The 16691-nt window shown below is 62.2% G+C and carries 23 protein-coding genes; 13 read left to right on the plus strand and 10 right to left on the minus strand.

From position 1 onward, the window contains the following. The first annotated feature begins 114 nt into the window (after positions 1-114). The 4 genes from otnI (at position 115) to GTP45_RS15290 (ending at position 2592) form a co-directional block, all read left to right on the plus strand. Positions 115-894, plus strand: a complete 780-nt coding sequence (gene otnI, locus GTP45_RS15275; RefSeq protein WP_161014709.1) for a 2-oxo-tetronate isomerase — start codon at positions 115-117, stop codon at positions 892-894. Positions 895-965: 71 nt separating this feature from the next. Next, positions 966-1736, plus strand: a complete 771-nt coding sequence (locus GTP45_RS15280) for a hypothetical protein (protein WP_161014710.1) — start codon at positions 966-968, stop codon at positions 1734-1736. A gap of 9 nt (positions 1737-1745) precedes the next feature. Continuing rightward, positions 1746-2171, plus strand: coding sequence for a hypothetical protein (locus GTP45_RS15285; RefSeq protein WP_161014711.1), 426 nt, complete (start codon positions 1746-1748; stop codon positions 2169-2171). A 46-nt stretch (positions 2172-2217) separates the two neighbouring features. Then, complete coding sequence (locus GTP45_RS15290) at positions 2218-2592, plus strand: TraR/DksA family transcriptional regulator (protein ID WP_161014712.1); 375 nt, start codon at positions 2218-2220, stop codon at positions 2590-2592. Here the strand turns inward: GTP45_RS15290 and GTP45_RS15295 are convergent. After that, complete coding sequence (locus tag GTP45_RS15295; protein ID WP_161014713.1) at positions 2589-2948, minus strand: hypothetical protein; 360 nt, start codon at positions 2946-2948, stop codon at positions 2589-2591. The genes GTP45_RS15290 and GTP45_RS15295 overlap by 4 nt on opposite strands. Positions 2949-3192: 244 nt before the next feature. On the opposite strand from GTP45_RS15295, the gene GTP45_RS15300 reads away from it, so the two are divergent. From GTP45_RS15300 to GTP45_RS15315, 4 genes are read left to right on the plus strand one after another with little or no spacing between them, the layout of a single operon-like run. After that, a complete protein-coding gene (locus tag GTP45_RS15300) occupies positions 3193-4695 on the plus strand; it encodes an EAL domain-containing protein (protein WP_161014714.1) in 1503 nt (500 codons plus the stop codon). Next, a complete protein-coding gene (locus GTP45_RS15305; RefSeq protein WP_161014715.1) occupies positions 4692-5495 on the plus strand; it encodes an HDOD domain-containing protein in 804 nt (267 codons plus the stop codon). The genes GTP45_RS15300 and GTP45_RS15305 overlap by 4 nt, the downstream gene beginning before the upstream one ends. 6 nt (positions 5496-5501) lie before the next feature. Next, positions 5502-6881 carry a PAS domain-containing sensor histidine kinase gene (locus tag GTP45_RS15310; RefSeq protein ID WP_229258472.1) on the plus strand — a complete coding sequence of 460 codons (1380 nt, stop codon included), beginning with the start codon at positions 5502-5504 and terminating at the stop codon, positions 6879-6881. After that, positions 6878-7378: a response regulator gene (locus tag GTP45_RS15315; protein ID WP_161014716.1), complete on the plus strand. Its 501-nt coding sequence runs from the start codon at positions 6878-6880 to the stop codon at positions 7376-7378. Before GTP45_RS15310 ends, GTP45_RS15315 begins: the two co-directional genes overlap by 4 nt. 7 nt (positions 7379-7385) lie before the next feature. On the opposite strand, the gene GTP45_RS15320 is transcribed toward GTP45_RS15315, so the two are convergent. From GTP45_RS15320 to GTP45_RS15330, 3 genes are all read right to left on the minus strand, one after another. Next, entirely contained in the window at positions 7386-8420 is a 1035-nt protein-coding gene (locus GTP45_RS15320; protein ID WP_161014717.1) for an extracellular catalytic domain type 2 short-chain-length polyhydroxyalkanoate depolymerase, read from the minus strand. Between the two features lie 138 nt (positions 8421-8558). Next, the gene (locus GTP45_RS15325) at positions 8559-9434 is read right to left on the minus strand and encodes a M90 family metallopeptidase (RefSeq protein WP_161014718.1); all 876 of its coding nucleotides are present in this window, start codon (positions 9432-9434) and stop codon (positions 8559-8561) included. Between the two features lie 92 nt (positions 9435-9526). Next, positions 9527-10153: a winged helix-turn-helix domain-containing protein gene (locus GTP45_RS15330; protein WP_229258473.1), complete on the minus strand. Its 627-nt coding sequence runs from the start codon at positions 10151-10153 to the stop codon at positions 9527-9529. A 289-nt stretch (positions 10154-10442) separates the two neighbouring features. Here GTP45_RS15330 and GTP45_RS15335 point away from each other — a divergent pair, with 289 nt between their 5' ends. Together GTP45_RS15335 and GTP45_RS15340 are read left to right on the plus strand one after the other, a co-directional pair. Beyond that, positions 10443-11483: an OmpA family protein gene (locus GTP45_RS15335; RefSeq protein WP_161014719.1), complete on the plus strand. Its 1041-nt coding sequence runs from the start codon at positions 10443-10445 to the stop codon at positions 11481-11483. A gap of 15 nt (positions 11484-11498) precedes the next feature. Further along, positions 11499-12332 carry a YihY/virulence factor BrkB family protein gene (locus tag GTP45_RS15340; RefSeq protein ID WP_161014720.1) on the plus strand — a complete coding sequence of 278 codons (834 nt, stop codon included), beginning with the start codon at positions 11499-11501 and terminating at the stop codon, positions 12330-12332. Here GTP45_RS15340 and GTP45_RS15345 read toward each other — a convergent pair. Continuing rightward, positions 12318-13448 (minus strand): AI-2E family transporter, encoded by a 1131-nt coding sequence (locus tag GTP45_RS15345; protein WP_161014721.1) that lies wholly within the window; start codon positions 13446-13448, stop codon positions 12318-12320. The two genes, GTP45_RS15340 and GTP45_RS15345, sit on opposite strands and share 15 nt — an antisense overlap. Before the next feature lie 54 nt (positions 13449-13502). Continuing rightward, positions 13503-13817, minus strand: a complete 315-nt coding sequence (locus tag GTP45_RS15350) for a BON domain-containing protein (RefSeq protein ID WP_161014722.1) — start codon at positions 13815-13817, stop codon at positions 13503-13505. A 193-nt stretch (positions 13818-14010) separates the two neighbouring features. Here GTP45_RS15350 and GTP45_RS15355 point away from each other — a divergent pair, with 193 nt between their 5' ends. From GTP45_RS15355 to GTP45_RS15365, 3 genes are read left to right on the plus strand one after another with little or no spacing between them, the layout of a single operon-like run. Further along, complete coding sequence (locus GTP45_RS15355; protein ID WP_161014723.1) at positions 14011-14454, plus strand: glycine zipper 2TM domain-containing protein; 444 nt, start codon at positions 14011-14013, stop codon at positions 14452-14454. 27 nt (positions 14455-14481) lie between these two features. After that, entirely contained in the window at positions 14482-14634 is a 153-nt protein-coding gene (locus GTP45_RS15360) for a DUF3309 domain-containing protein (RefSeq protein WP_072786345.1), read from the plus strand. Between the two features lie 15 nt (positions 14635-14649). After that, positions 14650-14976, plus strand: a complete 327-nt coding sequence (locus tag GTP45_RS15365; protein ID WP_161014724.1) for a hypothetical protein — start codon at positions 14650-14652, stop codon at positions 14974-14976. A gap of 28 nt (positions 14977-15004) precedes the next feature. Here GTP45_RS15365 and GTP45_RS15370 read toward each other — a convergent pair whose 3' ends face one another. From GTP45_RS15370 to GTP45_RS15385, 4 genes are all read right to left on the minus strand, one after another. Further along, positions 15005-15376: a hypothetical protein gene (locus GTP45_RS15370; RefSeq protein ID WP_161014725.1), complete on the minus strand. Its 372-nt coding sequence runs from the start codon at positions 15374-15376 to the stop codon at positions 15005-15007. 9 nt (positions 15377-15385) lie between these two features. Continuing rightward, entirely contained in the window at positions 15386-15769 is a 384-nt protein-coding gene (locus tag GTP45_RS15375) for a phage holin family protein (RefSeq protein WP_371874460.1), read from the minus strand. Between the two features lie 6 nt (positions 15770-15775). After that, a complete protein-coding gene (locus GTP45_RS15380) occupies positions 15776-16078 on the minus strand; it encodes an ElaB/YgaM/YqjD family protein (RefSeq protein WP_161014726.1) in 303 nt (100 codons plus the stop codon). A gap of 61 nt (positions 16079-16139) precedes the next feature. Further along, entirely contained in the window at positions 16140-16685 is a 546-nt protein-coding gene (locus tag GTP45_RS15385; RefSeq protein ID WP_161014727.1) for a ferritin-like domain-containing protein, read from the minus strand. Positions 16686-16691 lie beyond the last annotated feature (6 nt).

Below are 16691 nucleotides of genomic sequence, written 5' to 3' on the forward strand. Positions count from 1 at the left end.
CCCACTGCAGAAAGGGGTCTGACCCCGGCAGATCGCCGTGCGGGGTGAAAGCGCACCGCACGGTAGGCTTATGGTTTAGGATAGCGACTCCGTCATTGCGCACCCCGCTATCCCATGCCCAAGTTCGCTGCCAATCTGTCGATGCTGTACACCGAAGCGCCGTTTCTTGAGCGCTTCGCTCTCGCCCGTCACGCCGGCTTTGACGCCGTCGAGTTCTTGTTCCCTTATCCGTACGACGCGGCCCAGATCGCCGAGCTGCTGCGCCAATATCAGCTCAAGCTGGTGCTGTTCAATCTGCCCGCCGGCGACTGGAACAACGGCGACCGCGGCATGGCTTGCGATCCTGCGCGCATCGAGGAATTCCGCGCAAGCGTCGCTAGCGCACTCCAATACGCCACCGCTCTCGGCGTCAGCCAAGTCCACTGCATGGCCGGCAAGGTGCCACCCAACCTCGCCCCCGAACTGGCCCGCGCCACCTACCTCGATAACCTGCGCTACGCCGCTGCGCAATTCCAGCCAGCCGGCATCAACGTGCTGATCGAACCGATCAACCACTACGACATGCCCGGCTATTTCCTCAACCGCAGCAGCCAGGCGCTGGAGGTCATCAAGCAAGCCGCCTGCCCCAACTTGTTCCTGCAATACGACATCTACCACATGCAGCGCATGGAAGGCGAGCTGTCCAACACCATCAAGGCCAATCTGCCGCTCATCAAGCACATGCAGATTGCCGATACGCCCGGCCGCCACGAACCGGGTACCGGCGAGATCAATTACCGCCACCTGTTTGCCCTCATCGACCAGCTCGGCTACGACGGGTGGCTCGGCTGCGAATACATCCCGTCCGCCGACACCAACACCGGCCTCGGCTGGCGGCAAGCGCTGACCACATAGTCTGCGCCCGCGCAACACGCGCGCCCTCACCAGCGGCAACAATCACTCCACCAACCAGAAGTGGAGTGCCCATGAAACCTTCCCGCTTGTTGCTTATCCTCGGCTTGCTGGCCGCCCTCACCGGCTGCGCCAGCAGCACGCCGCGCATGGCCGAGGTGCGCGCCTTTGCCGCCGAGTCGCCCAAGCTCGGTGCGTATCACGAATTGACCGAGCGCTACCGCAACACCTACCAGCGCCAGCAGCCCTTCCTCTCGCCCGAAGCCGACGCACGCGAGCAGCAGCTGAACGTGCACCGCCAGCAAGCCTGCGATGATTTCGTCAAGCTGCGATACGGCCTGCAAGCCTATATGCAAACGCTGGGCAAGCTGGCCGGCGACCATCAGTATGATTTGGAAGACCAAGTGAAAAGCATCAGCACCGGCATCAAGGCGTGGCCCGATGCCGGCCTCGATGACCGCCACGTCAACGCCTTCGCCGGCCTGACCCGGCTGGTCGCGCGCGGCATCACGCGGCCTCTGCAAGAGCACGCCGTCAACGAAGTGCTGCGCGAAGGCCAACAACCGGTGCAAGACCTGCTGGACGCCATGCGCACGCTGTTGCGCTTGTACGATAAGACCAGCGACAACGAAGAACGCATCGTCATCGGCATGCTGGAAACGGAAATCCCTTTCCTCGATCCCAGGCGCGACAAGCTGTTGCTGGCCCTCGCCAAGTCGCAGCAGCAAGCCAGGCAGGCCGAGTTCCGCCTGATCGGCCTGCGCTTCACGCTAGCGCGCAAGAATCTCGATGCGATCGAGCAGCAACACCGCGCATTGGTGGCGCAACTTCCCGCCCAACCGTAAGGAGCGAACATGGCTAACCTGAAACCACAAGCCGAGATCGAAGCGCTGGCCGATCACCTGTCCGCCTGCGCCGACGCGCTGCACCGGCGCCTGATGCGCGCCATCCGCCAGCCGGCGCCGCAAGGCGGCATGCCCGGCATGGCGCAAGGCGTGGCGCAAGCGCTGTTTGAAAACGAGGTGGCCTTGCGCCAGCGCGCCAACGGCCTGTATCTCGATGCCGCCGTGCTGGCTGCCAGCGGTCTCGGCCCGCAGCAACAGCAGCTGCTCGACATCGCCGCCCGCGCGCAAATCAAGATCGATCAGATCAACCGCATCAAGGACTTGGTCGACCTCGCCGGCGAGCTGCTGTCGCTCGGCGCGGCGGTCGCCAGCGGCAAGCCCGATCACGTGGTCGCGCCGCTGGAAAAACTCAAGCACCACCTCGACGCGCTGTAGAACGAATCCCCGCCGCAGCTGTCCAATGCCGTAAGGAGGTCACGGCATGAACGGACTCGGCGATGAAGAATGGCATGGCTTGCAGGCGCGGCTGGAACGCGCCCGCGTCGCGCTGCTCAGTCAATTGGCCGACGATCTTGATCGCAGCACCGACTTGCGCCAGCCGCTGCCGCACGTGGCCGAGGCTTCCCCAGCCGACAACGCCAGCCAGCGCACGCTGCACGCTGCCGTGCACGAGGCCGCCGCGCATACGGCGCGCCAGCTCGACATCGTGCGCCATGCACTGGCCAAGTTTGCAGACCTCAGTTATGGATTGTGCGAGCATTGCGGCGAGGCAATCGGCTACTCGCGCCTGAACGCCCGCCCGGAAGCGCGCTTCTGCATCCATTGCCAGACGCGCCTGGAACAGCGGCGCCGTTAATCGTCGCGCCAGGGCTGGTTACGGATTTTTGCCACCTGCCGCTGCGCCATCAAGCGCCACAGCTGCAAGGCATCGGCCTGCGCGGCCACCGTCATGGTGCGCGGCGACGCCAGCGCGATTTCGCAGTCGCGATCCGACCATTCGGCAAAGCGCACCGCGCCGCCGGTCGAGACTTCCATTTCGTACATCAAGCCGTCGTCGTAACCGAAGCGCAGCACGGCGCTGCCGGGGCCGCCGTCGGACGCGATCACCTTGCCGCCGTACACGTCGGCCAGGGCTGCCGCCATCTGGGCCTCGGACGGCGCAGCAACGTCGCGCCCGTCTGGACGAGTGAGCACTAGCCATGCTTGTGTCATTGCCGCCTCCCGCTCTTCGGTTGGTGTGTAGCGACTATCATACCGAAAATTGCTCAGCGCGCAGCCCCCGTCGCCGATAAGCAACAGCGCGATCCATAAGAGAGATAACAAGCCGACACTGTTGCAAGAGTCCTTGCTACCACTAGCACCGCACGGGCCCGCTGTCGCCCACGCCGGCGTTTGGCCGTATAATCGACCGATAGTATTTTCGAGCAGATCGCTTCCATTTCGATAGGAACGCCTGATGAAGTTCGATGATCAATCGCTGCTGTACCAGCCGCTGGTCGATCTGCGCAATGGCGCTATCGCCGGCCTGGAGGCGCAGTCGCCCACTGCCGACAGCCTGTCGCTGCTGCGCCGTTCCTGTGCCGACCGCCAGCTGTGGCAAGGCGGCGTGCTCGCTGGCGGCGATCTCCAGGTGGCGATCAACGTCGCGCCGGTGCAGCTGCACGATCCACGCTTCGGCCACCAGGTGGCGGCGCTGCTGGAACAATACGGCATCGCGCCAGCCGCGCTCACGCTGGAACTGAACGAAGCCACGCTCACCCACGATCCCGCCGCCAGCGACAGCGCGCTTGGCTTCTTCAAGCAGCTCGGCGCCTGCCTGACGCTTGATCAATTCGGCGCCGGCCCGGCCTGCTTAAGTAACTTGCAACGCTATCCCTTCGATTACATCAAGCTCGACGCCGGCCGCGTGCATGCGGTAGCCGATGACGACAACGCCGCCGCCCTATGCCAGGCGCTGATCGCCATGGCGCACCACCTTGGCATCCGCATCGCCGCCGACGGCGTGCAGACCGAGGCGCAGTGCGCCTTCCTGCGCACTAACTTGTGCGATCTGGTGCAAGGCGGCTTTTACGCCGCGCCTCTAACGGCGGGCGCGGTTGGCGAGCTGCTGCGCGAAGACCGGCGCTTGCCGCCGCACCTGCTGCGCGTGCAGACGAAGCGCCGCTGCCTGCTGCTGGTCGACGACGAGGCCAACATCCTGTCCGCGCTCAAGCGCCTGCTGCGCCCGGACGGCTACGACATCCTGACCGCCAACTGCGGCGAGCAAGGATTGGAACTGCTGGCGCAGCAGCCGGTGGACGTGATCATCTCCGACCAGCGCATGCCGGGCCTGAGCGGCGCCGACTTCCTGCGCCAGGCGCGCAGCATGCGCCCCGATACCATCCGCATCATGCTGTCCGGCTACACCGAGCTGCAATCGGTGACCGACGCCGTCAACGAGGGCGCGATCTACAAATTCCTCACCAAGCCGTGGAACGACGAGCAGTTACGCGCGCACCTTGCCGATGCCTTCCGCCTCAAGGAAATCGCCGACGACAACATCCGCCTCAACATGGAGGTACGCAACGCCAACCACGAACTGGCCAGCGCCAACCGCCGCATGGAGCAGCTGCTGCACCAGATGCAGCGCCAGATCGACCGCGATGAAATCAGCCTCAACATCGCGCGCGAGATTCTGCAGCAACTGCCGCTGCCGGTGATCGGCATGGACGACGAAGGCATGATCGCCTTCATCAACGGCGCGGCCGGCAATATGTTCCAGCGTGCCGGCGCCCTGCTCGGCAACGCCGCCAGCGATGTACTGCCTGAGCTTTTCCCGCACGGCGCCGCGCCGCCGCCATCGGGTCATCACGCACACATCAACGGCCGCCGCTACGCCGTGCGCGGCTATCCGATGGGTTTGCACTCGGCCTCGCGCGGCAGCCTGATCACGCTAAGCTTGAGCGAGGCCGCGCCATGAGCCACGTCTCGCTGGATGAAGTAGTGCGCCGCGTCCACGACCTGCCGTCGCTGCCGGCGGTGGTGGCCGAGCTGCTGACCAGCATGGAGCAAGACGACGTCGATCTCAACTACCTCGCCGGCCGCCTCGCCCTCGACCAGGCGCTGACTGCCAAGACGCTGCGGCTGGCCAACTCCTCGTTCTACGGCATGCCGTCCAAGGTCACCAGCATCCAGCAAGCGATGTCGGTGCTCGGCCTGCACAGCATCCGTACGCTGGTGACCGCGTGCGGCGTGATCAGCGCGGTACCGCCGACCGCCAATGCGCCGCTCGATTTCGACGCGTTCTGGCGCCACGCGATTGCCACCGCGGTGTGGGCGCGCGCGCTGGCTCGCCATCTGCGGCAAAGCCCCGACACCGCCTTCACCGCCGGCCTGCTGCACAATCTCGGCAGGCTGGTGCTGGCCACCCGCTTTCCCGAAGAGTACGCGGCGGTAAGCCAGTGGTGCAACGAGCATGAAGACGCGACGGTAGCGCAAGCCGAAATGGCCGTGTTCGGCGTCGACCATGCGCAGGCTGGCAGCGCCTTGGCCGCCTACTGGAAATTCCCGGCGGCGATACAGGACGCCATCAGCCGCCAGCACCGCGCTGACGCCACCGGCCTGGCCTTGGCCGTGGGACTAGCGCACCTGATCGCCACACCGAGCGAAGCCAGCGAACAAGCATGGAGCACGCTGGCGTTGGCGGACGAGCAGCGCCAGCAGCTCACCGAAAAATGCGCGCTGATGGTCAGCGATATGTGCCAGATACTCGTGAACTAAGGATCAATGATGAAACTGTCCCAGCAAGCGGAAGTGGCCTTGTCCGAATTCTTCGACGGCCATCCGGTCGCCACCTTTGCCATCAACCGCCACCACGTCATCACGCACTGGAACCGCGCTTGCGAGCAGCTGCTGGGCTGGACGCGCGCCTGCATGGTCGGCACGCGCAACCAGTGGCAGCCGTTCTACATCAAGGAGCGCCCGCTGCTGTCGGATCTGATCGTGGATGGCGACGACAATATCGCCGCCCACTATCCCGGCCACAGCCAGCGCTCCACGCTGATTCCCGGCGCATACGAGTCGGAAGACTTCTTCCCCAACATCGGCGCCAGCGGCCACTGGCTGCACTTCACCGCAGCGCCGCTGCGCGATGCCGAGGGCAATATCGTCGGCGCGATTGAAACGCTGCGCGACGTCACCGAGCGCCGCGTGGCCGAGAACGCGCTGCGCAAGGCCAAGGACAATCTCGAACATATCGTCGAAAAGCGCACAGGCCAGCTGGCGCAGGCCAACGACAAGCTGGAAGACGACATCCGCCAGCTCACCGAGCTGAACGACCTGCTCTCCACCGCGCAGCAGCAACTGGTGCAGGCCGAGAAGATGGCGTCCATTGGCCAGCTGGCGGCCGGCGTGGCGCACGAGATCAACAACCCCATCGGCTACATTTTCTCCAACGTTGGCACGCTGCAAAATTACCTGGAGCAGTTATTCGACATGCTCAGCGCCTACCAGGAGGCCGAAGCCAGCATCGCCCAGCCGGCCGTAACGGCGCGGCTGCGCGCCATGCGCGAGCGCATCGATCTCGATTTCCTGCGCCAGGACATCCCGGCGCTGATGCGCGAATCGCGCGAAGGCATCGTGCGCGTGCGCCACATCGTCGAAGACCTCAAGGACTTCTCGCGCGCCGACGCCAGCCAGGACTGGAGCCGCGCCGACCTGCATCACGGCATCGACTCCACGCTCAACATCGTCGCCAACGAGGTCAAGTACCGTGCCGACGTGGTGAAGGCGTACGGCGATATCCCGCAGATCGAATGCTTGCCGCTGCAGATCAACCAGGTGGTGCTCAACCTGGTGGTCAACGCGGCCCAGGCGATGGGGCCGGAGCGCGGCATGATCACCCTGCGCACCGGCATGGCCGATCCTGACACCGTGCGGCTGGAAGTGGAAGATACCGGCCACGGCATTGCGCCCGATACCTTGACGCGCATCTTCGATCCCTTCTTCACCACCAAGGCGGTCGGCAAAGGCACGGGGCTGGGCTTGTCGCTGGCTTATGGCATCGTCAAAAAACACGGCGGCCGCATCGAGGTCGATACCGAACTGGGACGCGGCACCTGCTTCCGCGTGCTGCTGCCGGTCCGCCACACGGAGGAACAACTATGAGCCGCATCCTGCTGGTCGATGATGAACCGAATATGCTGAGCGCCCTTCAGCGTGCGCTGCGCCAAAGCAAGCCGCTGGCCGGCGCGCAAATCGAAACCTTCACCAATCCGTTTGATGCGCTGAACCGCATCTGCGTGTGCGAGTTTGACCTGGTGGTGTCGGACTTTATGATGCCGGAAATGAGCGGCGGCGAATTCCTGCAAGCGTTGAAGGACGTAGCGCCGACCACCGTGCGCATCATGCTGAGTGCTTCCACCGATTTCAAAACGGCGATGGCGGCCATCAACGATGCGCACGTGTTCCGCTTCATCCCCAAGCCGTGGCAGCAGTCGGAGCTGGAGCAAAACATCTTGCAGGGCTTGGAGGAACGCCAGCGCCTGCTGGCCGAAGCGGGCCTCGGCCCCAGCGCCCAGGAACTGGAAGCGCGGCGCCTGGAGGAAGAGGAGCCGGGGCTGCTGCACGTCAAGCGCACCGACGACGGCTCCATCATCCTCTAGGCGGTGCTTACTGTGCCGACGCCACCTGTGCCGACGGCGCCGAGGTCAGGCGCTGGATCATGGCGTGGATGGCCTGAATCTGCGGGCCGCTCTTGGTAGCGTACAGCGCGCCGGTGTAGCCGAACCAATCCCAGCAGCCTTCCGGGTTGAACGGCACCACCGGCGACTTGTTCACCTGCGGATACAGCACGATCAAGCGGTTGGTATCGGCCCAGTCGTTGTAGCTGCTCTTGTTATAGAAATCATCCTTCACCGATTCCGCCGACTGCTTGCAGCCATGGAAAGCCACGTGCACCTTGCAGCCGCCCTGCTGGCAGTTGGCTGGCACGTAGACGAAGGCCTCGTCGGCCATGCTGATCGCGGCCGAGCCGAACTCGCTCTGCTTGAAGGTAATCAATTGGCCGCTGCGCTTGACCGCGCGCGGATTCAGCGGGCCGTAGATGTGCGTCAGGATTTCCGCAGGCTGATCGTAGTCCTTGGTGGCGATCGCGCAATGGCTGATGTAGGGCGAGGCGTTGTCCGGGCAAGGATTGCCGAACGACGGAATAATCAAAGCGTGGCCGGCCGGCATCGAGTTCACGTACTGCAGGTTGGCGGTTGGCACACCCGCTTCCTTGAAGAAGCCCACGGTTGCATCCACTGCCTTCTGGTACACCACCGTGTCCTTGGTACCGCTGAACACGTAGATGCGGTCATTGGCGAGATTACTGAGCGGATCTATCAGGTTGAGGCCGGCGTAGCTTTGCGCCGCACCGATCATCAGGTACGGATTGGGGGTCATAAAAGGTACCGACCCCATGCAAATACCGGCATTCATAATCATTCCTGCCGCGCAATAATACGGGCCGCCGGCGACGATGCCGGAACCCACAACCTGGCTGGAATACGCCACTTGATATTGCACTGCCATGAAAGCACCGGACGACAGGCCCGACACCGAAGTACCACTCTGGTCGGCCGCAAAGCCCGGCAATGAGCTGGCTGCCTGCGCGCAGCCAAAAGCGAGAGACAACAAAGCCACAGACGAACGCAAGGTCATCATATTCTCCTGCAATCTAGGGGTTATTTGACGCATCGCACCATTGATGCGGATCAAATACTCCCACGATTTCTAACTTGCAAGAGTGGGTTTTGGCTGCCAGTAGCAAAAATACAAATTACATGGGGCAGCAGGTCTTGCTCACCAGCCAGTGAGGTAGACGTAGGGCGATGTTTCTTGCGGTGGAGGTGGTGGTGGTGGCGGCGACATCCATTCGCGTGGATCGACGCGGTAGTACTTGAGGAATTCCGCGTACAGCTCGGCATGATGCTCGGCCATTTGATACGGTTTCTCGAAGAAAGTCTCGGTGGCGACAGCGAAGAACTCGGCGGGATTGGTGGCGCCGTAGTGATCCATCACCGTGTGCTGGCGGTACATCGCGTTCATGCGCAGGTTTTGGTAGTCACGCGACAGCACTTCCGACCATTCGCGGTAGCTGTCGGGGTGGCCGAGGTAAGGGGCGCCGTTGGCACGGCCCGACTCACTGTCAAGCTGGTGCGCAAACTCGTGCAGCACCACGTTATGGCCGTCAGTCCAATCTGCAGCACCTTGCCGCACGTTGTCCCACGACAGCACCACGCGGCCATCGTCCCACGATTCGCCAAGCATGCTTTGGTGGCCCGGAGTGACCACGCCGCCAGGCCCTACTTCGGCGCGCTGCGCGACGAACTCGCTCGGGTAGACAAGAATGGTATGCAAGGCGGGATACACCTTGCTTGGACGGTTGAGCAGCAACAGGCAAGCCTGCCCGGCAATGGTGACAGCCATTTCGTCTGTCACCTCAAGACCTTCACAGCCGATGAATTTTTTCTGGTGCAGGAACTGCACCACCATGCGCCGCAGCTGCTGCTGCAAGTCCGGGCTCATGCGTTTGTAAACGGGGATATTTCGGCGTAGCACCGCCTCAGCTTCGGGCGGCAGCGGCTTGGCCAGCACCCGTTGCAGGCGCCAGCGCGGGAAGTAAAAAGGCGCGGCGATCGCCAGCGCCGTCAGGGCTATCCAGATCAAAGCTTCCATGTGCCGCAAGTCCGTGTAATGTCTTACCGGGCTAGTTGGGGTTACTTGTTTGCATTTCAATACGCAAACATCATACCCCTGCGGCACGGAGCTCACTCGGCTTTTTGCTGCGAAGCCGGGGTGCCGAACAATGCCGCCACCAGCGGATCGCGCATCACCGGGCCGCGATTCACGCGGATGGCGTAGTGGGTGTCGTCCGCCAGGATGTGGAAGTGGCGGCCGCTGCCTGCCATGGCTTGCTCGCGCAGGCCTGGACGTTCTTTGCGCGGCGGCGCACCTTCGCGCTTCGGCTGGGCGATGGCGGCAAGGAAGGCGGCGATGCGTTCCGGGTCAGGCGTCAGCTGGTAGACCGCCTTGCCGAGATAGGTGGCGGTACCTTCCACGTAGCGCGACAGTTCAATGACGCCGGCCTCGCGCAGGTCGCGGATATATTTACGGGCGCCCGATGGCGAAAATTTCAGGAACCACGCGATCTCGTCGGCCAGCATCTCGTGCTGGGTCAGCTCAGCGATCAGCTTTTGCATATTCTCGATCCGGCGCAGGGTGGCGGAGGTCGAACGAACGCGTTCGATCGACGCCATGGACAGGCCGGGCTTACGATCCAGCGGGGCCGGCGTCGAGCGATCCATCAACGATAAGCGGGCCGTGGAGGCTTGCATTTCCGGCGAGGCTTTCATCTCGTTCTGAACCATGGTTTGTTGTTTGCTGGCTGCATGCATGGGAACACTCCTTTAACTAACTGATTCGTGTGGCGTTTAACTGAAGAATGCCCGCTACCGCCGCCGTAGTCTGTGCGTCAACGAACATTACTGACGCTTCTGTAGCCTTAAGCTGGGACAAGCGGAACGCGGAAAAGTTTCGAAAAGTGTGTTCGATTTGATACAGCACAAACTTTGGTGCGGTATCGAACGGTAACGCGGCACCAAGTTGCCTAACCTTCGCTCCAACAGCAGTGCAACAACATTGCTGGCAATGAAACACTTTTCCATTAAAAAACGGGAGCTCACCTTGAATAAATCTAAGAAGATTGCCCTCGCCGCAGCAGCCCTGTGCGCGTCGTTTTCCGCCCTCGCGCAGGATGCGGTCATCAATCCATCGTGGTATATCCAGCCTAGCGTCAATGGCGTTAAGCCTGACTCGGACTTCGGCGTGGACAAGCGCGGCTACGGCGGCGGCCTGAAGTTCGGCAAAGCCGTGAACGAAAACTGGGATGTGCAAACCGGCTACACCTATGCCCGCTCGCGGGAAAACAATCAGCGCTACCAGCAAGAAACGCTGGGCGTGGATGGTCTCTACATGTTCTCGCGCAAAAGCTTCCGTCCATTCATCCTGGTCGGCGTGGGCGCAGAGCGTGACAAGGCCAACCTGTTCGGCGGCATCGAGCGCAAGAAAACCTCGCCTTACCTGAGCGCCGGTCTCGGCTTCCAGGCCGACCTGAGCGAGCGCGTCGCCCTGCAAGCCGACATTCGCAACGTACACGGCTTCATCCGTGGCGATGAATTCCCAAATAGCAAGAGCAATAACTACTATGCAACGGTCGGACTGAACATCGCCTTCAACGCACCGCCGAAAGCTGCGCCACCGGCGCCAACGCCAGCACCTGTGGTGGAACCACCTCCACCGCCGCCACCAACCCCAGCGCCGCCGCCACCGCCGCCACCAGCGCGCTTTGAGAAGGTGACCATGTCGGCTACCGAACTGTTCTCGTTTGACAGCGCCAAGCTGAATCCGAGCCAGCCTAAACTGGATGAGATCGCCAACCTGCTCAACGCCAACACCGGCATCAACGACGTGGTGATTAGCGGCTACGCCGACCGCCTGGGCAGCGACAAGTACAACCTCAAGCTGTCCGAGCGCCGCGCCAATGCGGTGAAGGATTACCTGGTGAGTAAAGGCGTTGCAGCGACCCGCTTGAACGCAGTCGGCAAAGGCGAAGCCAATCCAGTGGTTGAGTGCACCAACAAAAAACGTGCTGACTTGATCAAGTGCCTGGAACCTAACCGCCGCGTCGAGGTAGAGCAAATCACCATCGAACGCCGCGTGCAGTAATTCGGCGGGCCGGCCATGCTCTCGCTGCTGAAGTGCACGGTGTCCGAGTGGTTCGAGCACCGCGGCAGCAGCATGGGAGCAGCGCTGGCCTTTTACACGCTGTTCTCGCTGGCGCCGATCCTGGTATTGGTGCTGGCAATCGCCGGCTGGTTTTACGGCCCGCAAGCTGCGCAAGGCGAGTTGTTTGCGCAGCTGCGCGGGCTGGTCGGCGCCCAGGGCGCGGAAGCGATCCAGCTGGTGCTGGCCGGCGCCCGCAATAAAGAAGAAGGCCGCCTTGCGACGTTGGTCGCAAGCGGTCTTTTGCTGTTTGGCGCGACCACGGTGTTTGCCGAACTCAAGGCCAGCCTCGACGCGATCTGGCAAGTCCCTCCCCTCACCCACGGCACCGTGTGGGACGTGGTGCGCACACGCCTGCTGTCGTTTGGCATGGTGCTGGTGCTGGCATTTTTGCTGATGGTGTCGCTGGTGGTGAGCGCGGCGCTGACGGTGCTGGAAAAATACTGGGGTAGCTTGTGGAGCGATGCCGGCATTGTGCTGACCGTGATAAACGCCGCGATTAGCTTCGTGGTGATTGCCGCTCTGTTTGGTGTGATTTTCAAGATGCTGCCGCGTGTGAAGCTGTCTTGGCATGACGTGACGATCGGCGCGCTGGGCACGGCGGCCTTATTCACGCTGGGGAAATATGCGATCGGTGCCTACATCGGCAATAGCGGCGCGGCGAGCAGCTTCGGTGCGGCCGGTTCCTTAATTGCCTTGCTGCTGTGGGTGTACTACTCGGCGCAGATCTTCTTCCTCGGCGCCGAGTTTGCGCGGCAGTATGCCTTGCAGCACGGCTCACTCTCCAAGTAGTTCAGCCACCACTTCCATTCCTTCCACGCGCTCGGCCACCACCTTGACGATCACGGTCAACGGTACGCCTAGCAGCAAGCCCCACACGCCCCACAGCCAGCCCCAGAACAACAGGCTGACAAACACAGCGGCGGCATTCATGCGCGCGAAGCGGCCCGTCATCCACGTCGCCACCACAGTGCCGATCAGCGTGGCGATGGCCAACGATGCGCCCATCACGAGCAAGCTCATTTGCAGGGACTCAAACTGGAGGAAAGCCACGATGCCAGTCGCCACCATGATCAGCAGCGGGCCGAAATATGGCATCAGGTGCAGCAGCCCTGCCACGATGGCCCAGGCGCCGGCATTCTCCAGCCCGATCCAGCGCAGCGCGACCCACATCAGCAGCGCCAGTGCGACGTTGGTCACCAGCAGCATCAGCATGTATTTTTGGATCGAGCTGTTGATGTCTTCGAGGATGTGGACGGTGATGCGTTTCTTGGTCAGCGACGGCCCGGTCAGCTTGACCAGTTTGCGCTTGAATGTATCGCCCGACAGCAGCAGGAAGAACACGAGAAAGATCACCATGGTCGCCTGGCTAAGGAAACCGAGCACGCCCATCGAGCCGGCCCAGATCCAGTTCATCACCGGGAAGCTCTCCGAGCTTGGCGGTGTCGGCGCGGCACGGCGCGTGGCACGCTTTTCCTGCGCGCCGGCGGTGGCTTGCTGGAGTTCAGCGGCCACGTCCTGGATGCGTTGCAGCGCGCTCGGGCCGCCGCTGTGCAAGCGCTCGGACAGCAGGCGCGACAGCTTGTGGCCTGCAGTCGGCAACTCATCAACAATGGATTGGAATTCGCCCTGTACTTTATCGAGCACCAGGAACGAGCCGCCGAGTATGGCCGCCGTCACCAGCGTCGCCCCAAGCAAGCGCGGCACGCGCACCCGTTCGAGCCAGCACACCAGCGGGCTCAGCGTGTAAGTAATGAGGATGCCCAGTACCAGCGGAACCAGGAAGTTGCGCGACCATTGCAGCGCATACAGGAAAGCGACCGTCGCGATCACGCCCAGCGCAAGGCCGCGCGCGTGTACATGCAGGGGGATGCGTTGAGCCTCAAATTCTTCGGATGGATGATTCATGATGGCTCACGGGATGATAAGCCGGCGCGTCTGTGCGCGCCGGCGGTGGTGGTCTTACTTAACGTGGATATCGTTTTTCACGCTGGTCACACCTTTGACGCCGCGGGCGATTTCACCGGCCTTGGCGATGTCTTGCGGCTGGGCCACGAAGCCGCTCAGCTGCACAGTGCCTTTGAAGGTTTCGACGTTGATCTCGGTCGATTTCAGGCTAGGTTCGTTGAAGATGCTGGCCTTTACTTTGGTGGTGATGACGGAATCGTCGACATACTCGCCGGTGCCTTCCTTGTTGGAGGTCGATGCGCAGCCGGTCATGGCGCCCAGCAGCGAAACAGTGAACAGGGCAGTAGCGATTTTATGTGCGATTTTCATGGCGATTCTCCTTGTATTTGACGATGGGGTTGGTCAGCCCCGAGAGGCCGATGTCGCCATTTAACGCCTTATCCTGCAGCACCTCTGTACGGTAGCGTACAAAAATCAACACGACGGATACATGGTGCGTAAGCGCACAGACCCGGCCACACGCGCTGCCGATACTGGACTCACACTTTTCCGGGAGGACAATATGAAACGCTCAACTACGTTTGCCGCCGCCATCCTGGCCGGCGTGGCTGTATTGAGCGGCTGCGCCAGCAACAGCCAGCAGCCGCAACAGATCGGCTATATCAGCAATGACTCTTCGACTTACGGCACTATCGATTCGATTCAAGTAATGCAGCCGCGCGGCAGCTCGGGCGCCGGCGCCATCACCGGCGGTCTGATCGGCGGTCTGCTGGGTAACCAGGTTGGCTCCGGCGGCGGCCGCACTGCTGCTACCGTGGCCGGCGCAGTCGGCGGCGCGGTGGTCGGCAACAACGTCGAGAACAACCGCAACGCCGGCAAGCAGGAATTCCAGATCAGCGTGCGCATGGACAACGGCGACTACCGCATCGTGCAGCAGGACAGCGTCTATGACCTGCGCGTCGGCAACCGCGTGCGCCTGATCGACGGCCGCCTGTATCGCTACTAAATCAACTAAGCAAACAAGGAGAACCCCATGGGCACCATCATCCTGATTATCCTCGTGCTGGCCTTGATCGGCGCGTTGCCAACCTGGCCGCACAGCCGCGACTGGGGCTACGCGCCTAGCGGCATTACCGGCCTGATCGTGGTTATACTGCTGATTATGCTGCTCACGGGCAGGCTATAAATTCGGGAGAACATCATGATTCGTCACATCATCACCGGCGTGACGATGGCGTGCGCGGCGCTGGCCGCTGCGCACGCGCAGGACACCACGCCACCGCAAAACGTCACCCTGCAAAAGCAGGAAATCGCCAGGGGCGAGCCGGCCCGCTGGAGCAAGCCGGACAGCACCAAGGCCGAACAAGAACGCACGCTGCGCAAGGAAATCGGCGCAGCCTTGGCGGAAGCCAAGCAAGCCTGCCAAAAAGGCCCAGCCGCCGAGCGCAGCACCTGCCTCAAAGAAGCCCAAGCCACCTACCAGAGCGACCTGGCCAACATGCCGCAACTACTGGCGAAAGCCCGCTAAAGAAAAAAGGCCGCTTATGCGGCCTTTGTTACTCTGCGGGTGGGCGCTTGTGGCGCATTAGCCAGGCTATCCCGGCGCCGGCCACCACGGCCAGCGCGATGGCAGGCTTGACCAGCCGCTTGCGGGCAATGAAGGAGCCGATGGTCAGCGCGTACGGCATCAGCGACTTCAAGGATTTGAAATTGAAGCCGCCAGCGCCGCCCGGTTGCAGCAGCCCGCCCAGCCTTGCTTGCGCCAGGCCCACTGCATGCTCGACCGCGCCATGCATCAGCGCATCCGGTTGCAGGGCTTGGCCCACCAAGGCTTTCGAATGCACCACCTTGATGCGGTACAGCTCGCCCTCGCGGATGATTCTTTGCTTCTCGGCCGCCAGTGCGGCCGCGTCTTCTTGCTTGCTCATGGTCGCTCCTTACAACAGCATGTCGCGGTCGGATTTGAGTTCTGCCATGGTCGCCGGCAAGGACAGCTTACCGCTGCGCAGCACCGCGCGCGCGTACAAGATCAGCCCGATAGCGATCAGCAAGAACACCCCGGTGATAATCGGCAGGATCACCCAGCCGATTGCCGCCCACGCCAGGTAGACGATGGTGACCGAAGCATAGATCAGCGCAAAACCACCCAGCACCACAGCCAGCGCAAATACCAGCGCAAGCTTCAGCAGGTGGTCGCGCACCTCCGCCAGCTCAACCGCTGCAAGTTCCAGCCGATTGAGCAACAGGCCGATCGCGTTGCGGGCCAACAGGCCCACCGACGCGATCAGGCCCGGGGGGCGATTGCCTTCCTCATGCGCCACGATGAATTACTTGCGGCCGATGATGACGCCGATCAGCAGGCCAACGCCCGCTGCCACGGCGATCGAACGCCATGGGTTTTCCTTGACGTACTCGTCGGCTTGCTTGGCGGCTTCCTTGGTCGCCGCGACTGCGCTCACCTGCGCTTCGTGGGCCTTGGCCAGTGCCGTGTCCAGCGCGCGCATGCCGCGGCCGCGCAGTTCGTCGGCTTTTTCACCGGTCAGCGCGGTGGCTGCGGTGAACAATGCTTGCGCATCTTTAACCAGAGTTTTCACGTCGTTATTCACGGTACTGATGTTTTGTTCCAGCATGATGAAGCTCCTGTTGTGGTTGTTGATGTGAAAACTGTACAGCAAATATTGCCAAATTGCCTTAACCGTGCGCGTCAAGCAGATCACGCATATCGTCCGCGTGTTCTTCTTCCACTGCCATGATCTTGATCAAAAGTTGGCGCGAGGTCGGGTCACTTTCGCCGATTTGGGCGATCATTTGCCGATACGACTCGATGGCCACCCGCTCCGCGATCAAATTGGCGCGAACCATCGATTGTACGTCTTCTGACGCATCATACTCGGCATGGCTGCGTGCGAGCAATGTTGCCGGATTGAAATCAGGATCGCCGTTCAGCTGGACGATGCGCTCGGCCAGCCAATCGGCGTGCTCCTGCTCCTCCTGCGCGTGCTCGAGGAATTCGGCCTTGATGCCGGCATTCTCGCGCCCGCTCACCGTGTAGTAATGCCGCTTGTAGCGCATGACGCACACCAGTTCGGTGGCCAGCGCATCGTTGAGCATCTTGATGACCGCCACGCGGTCACCTTGATAGCCAGCCGTGACCGGGCCGTCTTCCAGGTTGCGGGCGGCCGCGCGGATGGCTTCAACGTCGATGCCTGCCGGATGGGATATGTTAGATTCAGCCATGGGGCA

The organism is Duganella rivi (assembly GCF_009857435.1).
Lineage (GTDB): Bacteria > Pseudomonadota > Gammaproteobacteria > Burkholderiales > Burkholderiaceae_D > Rugamonas > Rugamonas rivi.

What these genes read in the sequence shown, in the direction of transcription:
- otnI (WP_161014709.1), top strand. Translation starts at nt 115, where the DNA reads ATGCCCAAGTTCGCTGCCAATCTGTCGATGCTGTACACCGAAGCGCCG.
- GTP45_RS15280 (WP_161014710.1), top strand. Translation starts at nt 966, where the DNA reads ATGAAACCTTCCCGCTTGTTGCTTATCCTCGGCTTGCTGGCCGCCCTC.
- GTP45_RS15285 (WP_161014711.1), top strand. Translation starts at nt 1,746, where the DNA reads ATGGCTAACCTGAAACCACAAGCCGAGATCGAAGCGCTGGCCGATCAC.
- GTP45_RS15290 (WP_161014712.1), top strand. Translation starts at nt 2,218, where the DNA reads ATGAACGGACTCGGCGATGAAGAATGGCATGGCTTGCAGGCGCGGCTG.
- GTP45_RS15295 (WP_161014713.1), bottom strand. Translation starts at nt 2,948, where the DNA reads ATGACACAAGCATGGCTAGTGCTCACTCGTCCAGACGGGCGCGACGTT.
- GTP45_RS15300 (WP_161014714.1), top strand. Translation starts at nt 3,193, where the DNA reads ATGAAGTTCGATGATCAATCGCTGCTGTACCAGCCGCTGGTCGATCTG.
- GTP45_RS15305 (WP_161014715.1), top strand. Translation starts at nt 4,692, where the DNA reads ATGAGCCACGTCTCGCTGGATGAAGTAGTGCGCCGCGTCCACGACCTG.
- GTP45_RS15310 (WP_229258472.1), top strand. Translation starts at nt 5,502, where the DNA reads ATGATGAAACTGTCCCAGCAAGCGGAAGTGGCCTTGTCCGAATTCTTC.
- GTP45_RS15315 (WP_161014716.1), top strand. Translation starts at nt 6,878, where the DNA reads ATGAGCCGCATCCTGCTGGTCGATGATGAACCGAATATGCTGAGCGCC.
- GTP45_RS15320 (WP_161014717.1), bottom strand. Translation starts at nt 8,420, where the DNA reads ATGATGACCTTGCGTTCGTCTGTGGCTTTGTTGTCTCTCGCTTTTGGC.
- GTP45_RS15325 (WP_161014718.1), bottom strand. Translation starts at nt 9,434, where the DNA reads ATGGAAGCTTTGATCTGGATAGCCCTGACGGCGCTGGCGATCGCCGCG.
- GTP45_RS15330 (WP_229258473.1), bottom strand. Translation starts at nt 10,153, where the DNA reads ATGCATGCAGCCAGCAAACAACAAACCATGGTTCAGAACGAGATGAAA.
- GTP45_RS15340 (WP_161014720.1), top strand. Translation starts at nt 11,499, where the DNA reads ATGCTCTCGCTGCTGAAGTGCACGGTGTCCGAGTGGTTCGAGCACCGC.
- GTP45_RS15345 (WP_161014721.1), bottom strand. Translation starts at nt 13,448, where the DNA reads ATGAATCATCCATCCGAAGAATTTGAGGCTCAACGCATCCCCCTGCAT.
- GTP45_RS15350 (WP_161014722.1), bottom strand. Translation starts at nt 13,817, where the DNA reads ATGAAAATCGCACATAAAATCGCTACTGCCCTGTTCACTGTTTCGCTG.
- GTP45_RS15355 (WP_161014723.1), top strand. Translation starts at nt 14,011, where the DNA reads ATGAAACGCTCAACTACGTTTGCCGCCGCCATCCTGGCCGGCGTGGCT.
- GTP45_RS15360 (WP_072786345.1), top strand. Translation starts at nt 14,482, where the DNA reads ATGGGCACCATCATCCTGATTATCCTCGTGCTGGCCTTGATCGGCGCG.
- GTP45_RS15365 (WP_161014724.1), top strand. Translation starts at nt 14,650, where the DNA reads ATGATTCGTCACATCATCACCGGCGTGACGATGGCGTGCGCGGCGCTG.
- GTP45_RS15370 (WP_161014725.1), bottom strand. Translation starts at nt 15,376, where the DNA reads ATGAGCAAGCAAGAAGACGCGGCCGCACTGGCGGCCGAGAAGCAAAGA.
- GTP45_RS15380 (WP_161014726.1), bottom strand. Translation starts at nt 16,078, where the DNA reads ATGCTGGAACAAAACATCAGTACCGTGAATAACGACGTGAAAACTCTG.
- GTP45_RS15385 (WP_161014727.1), bottom strand. Translation starts at nt 16,685, where the DNA reads ATGGCTGAATCTAACATATCCCATCCGGCAGGCATCGACGTTGAAGCC.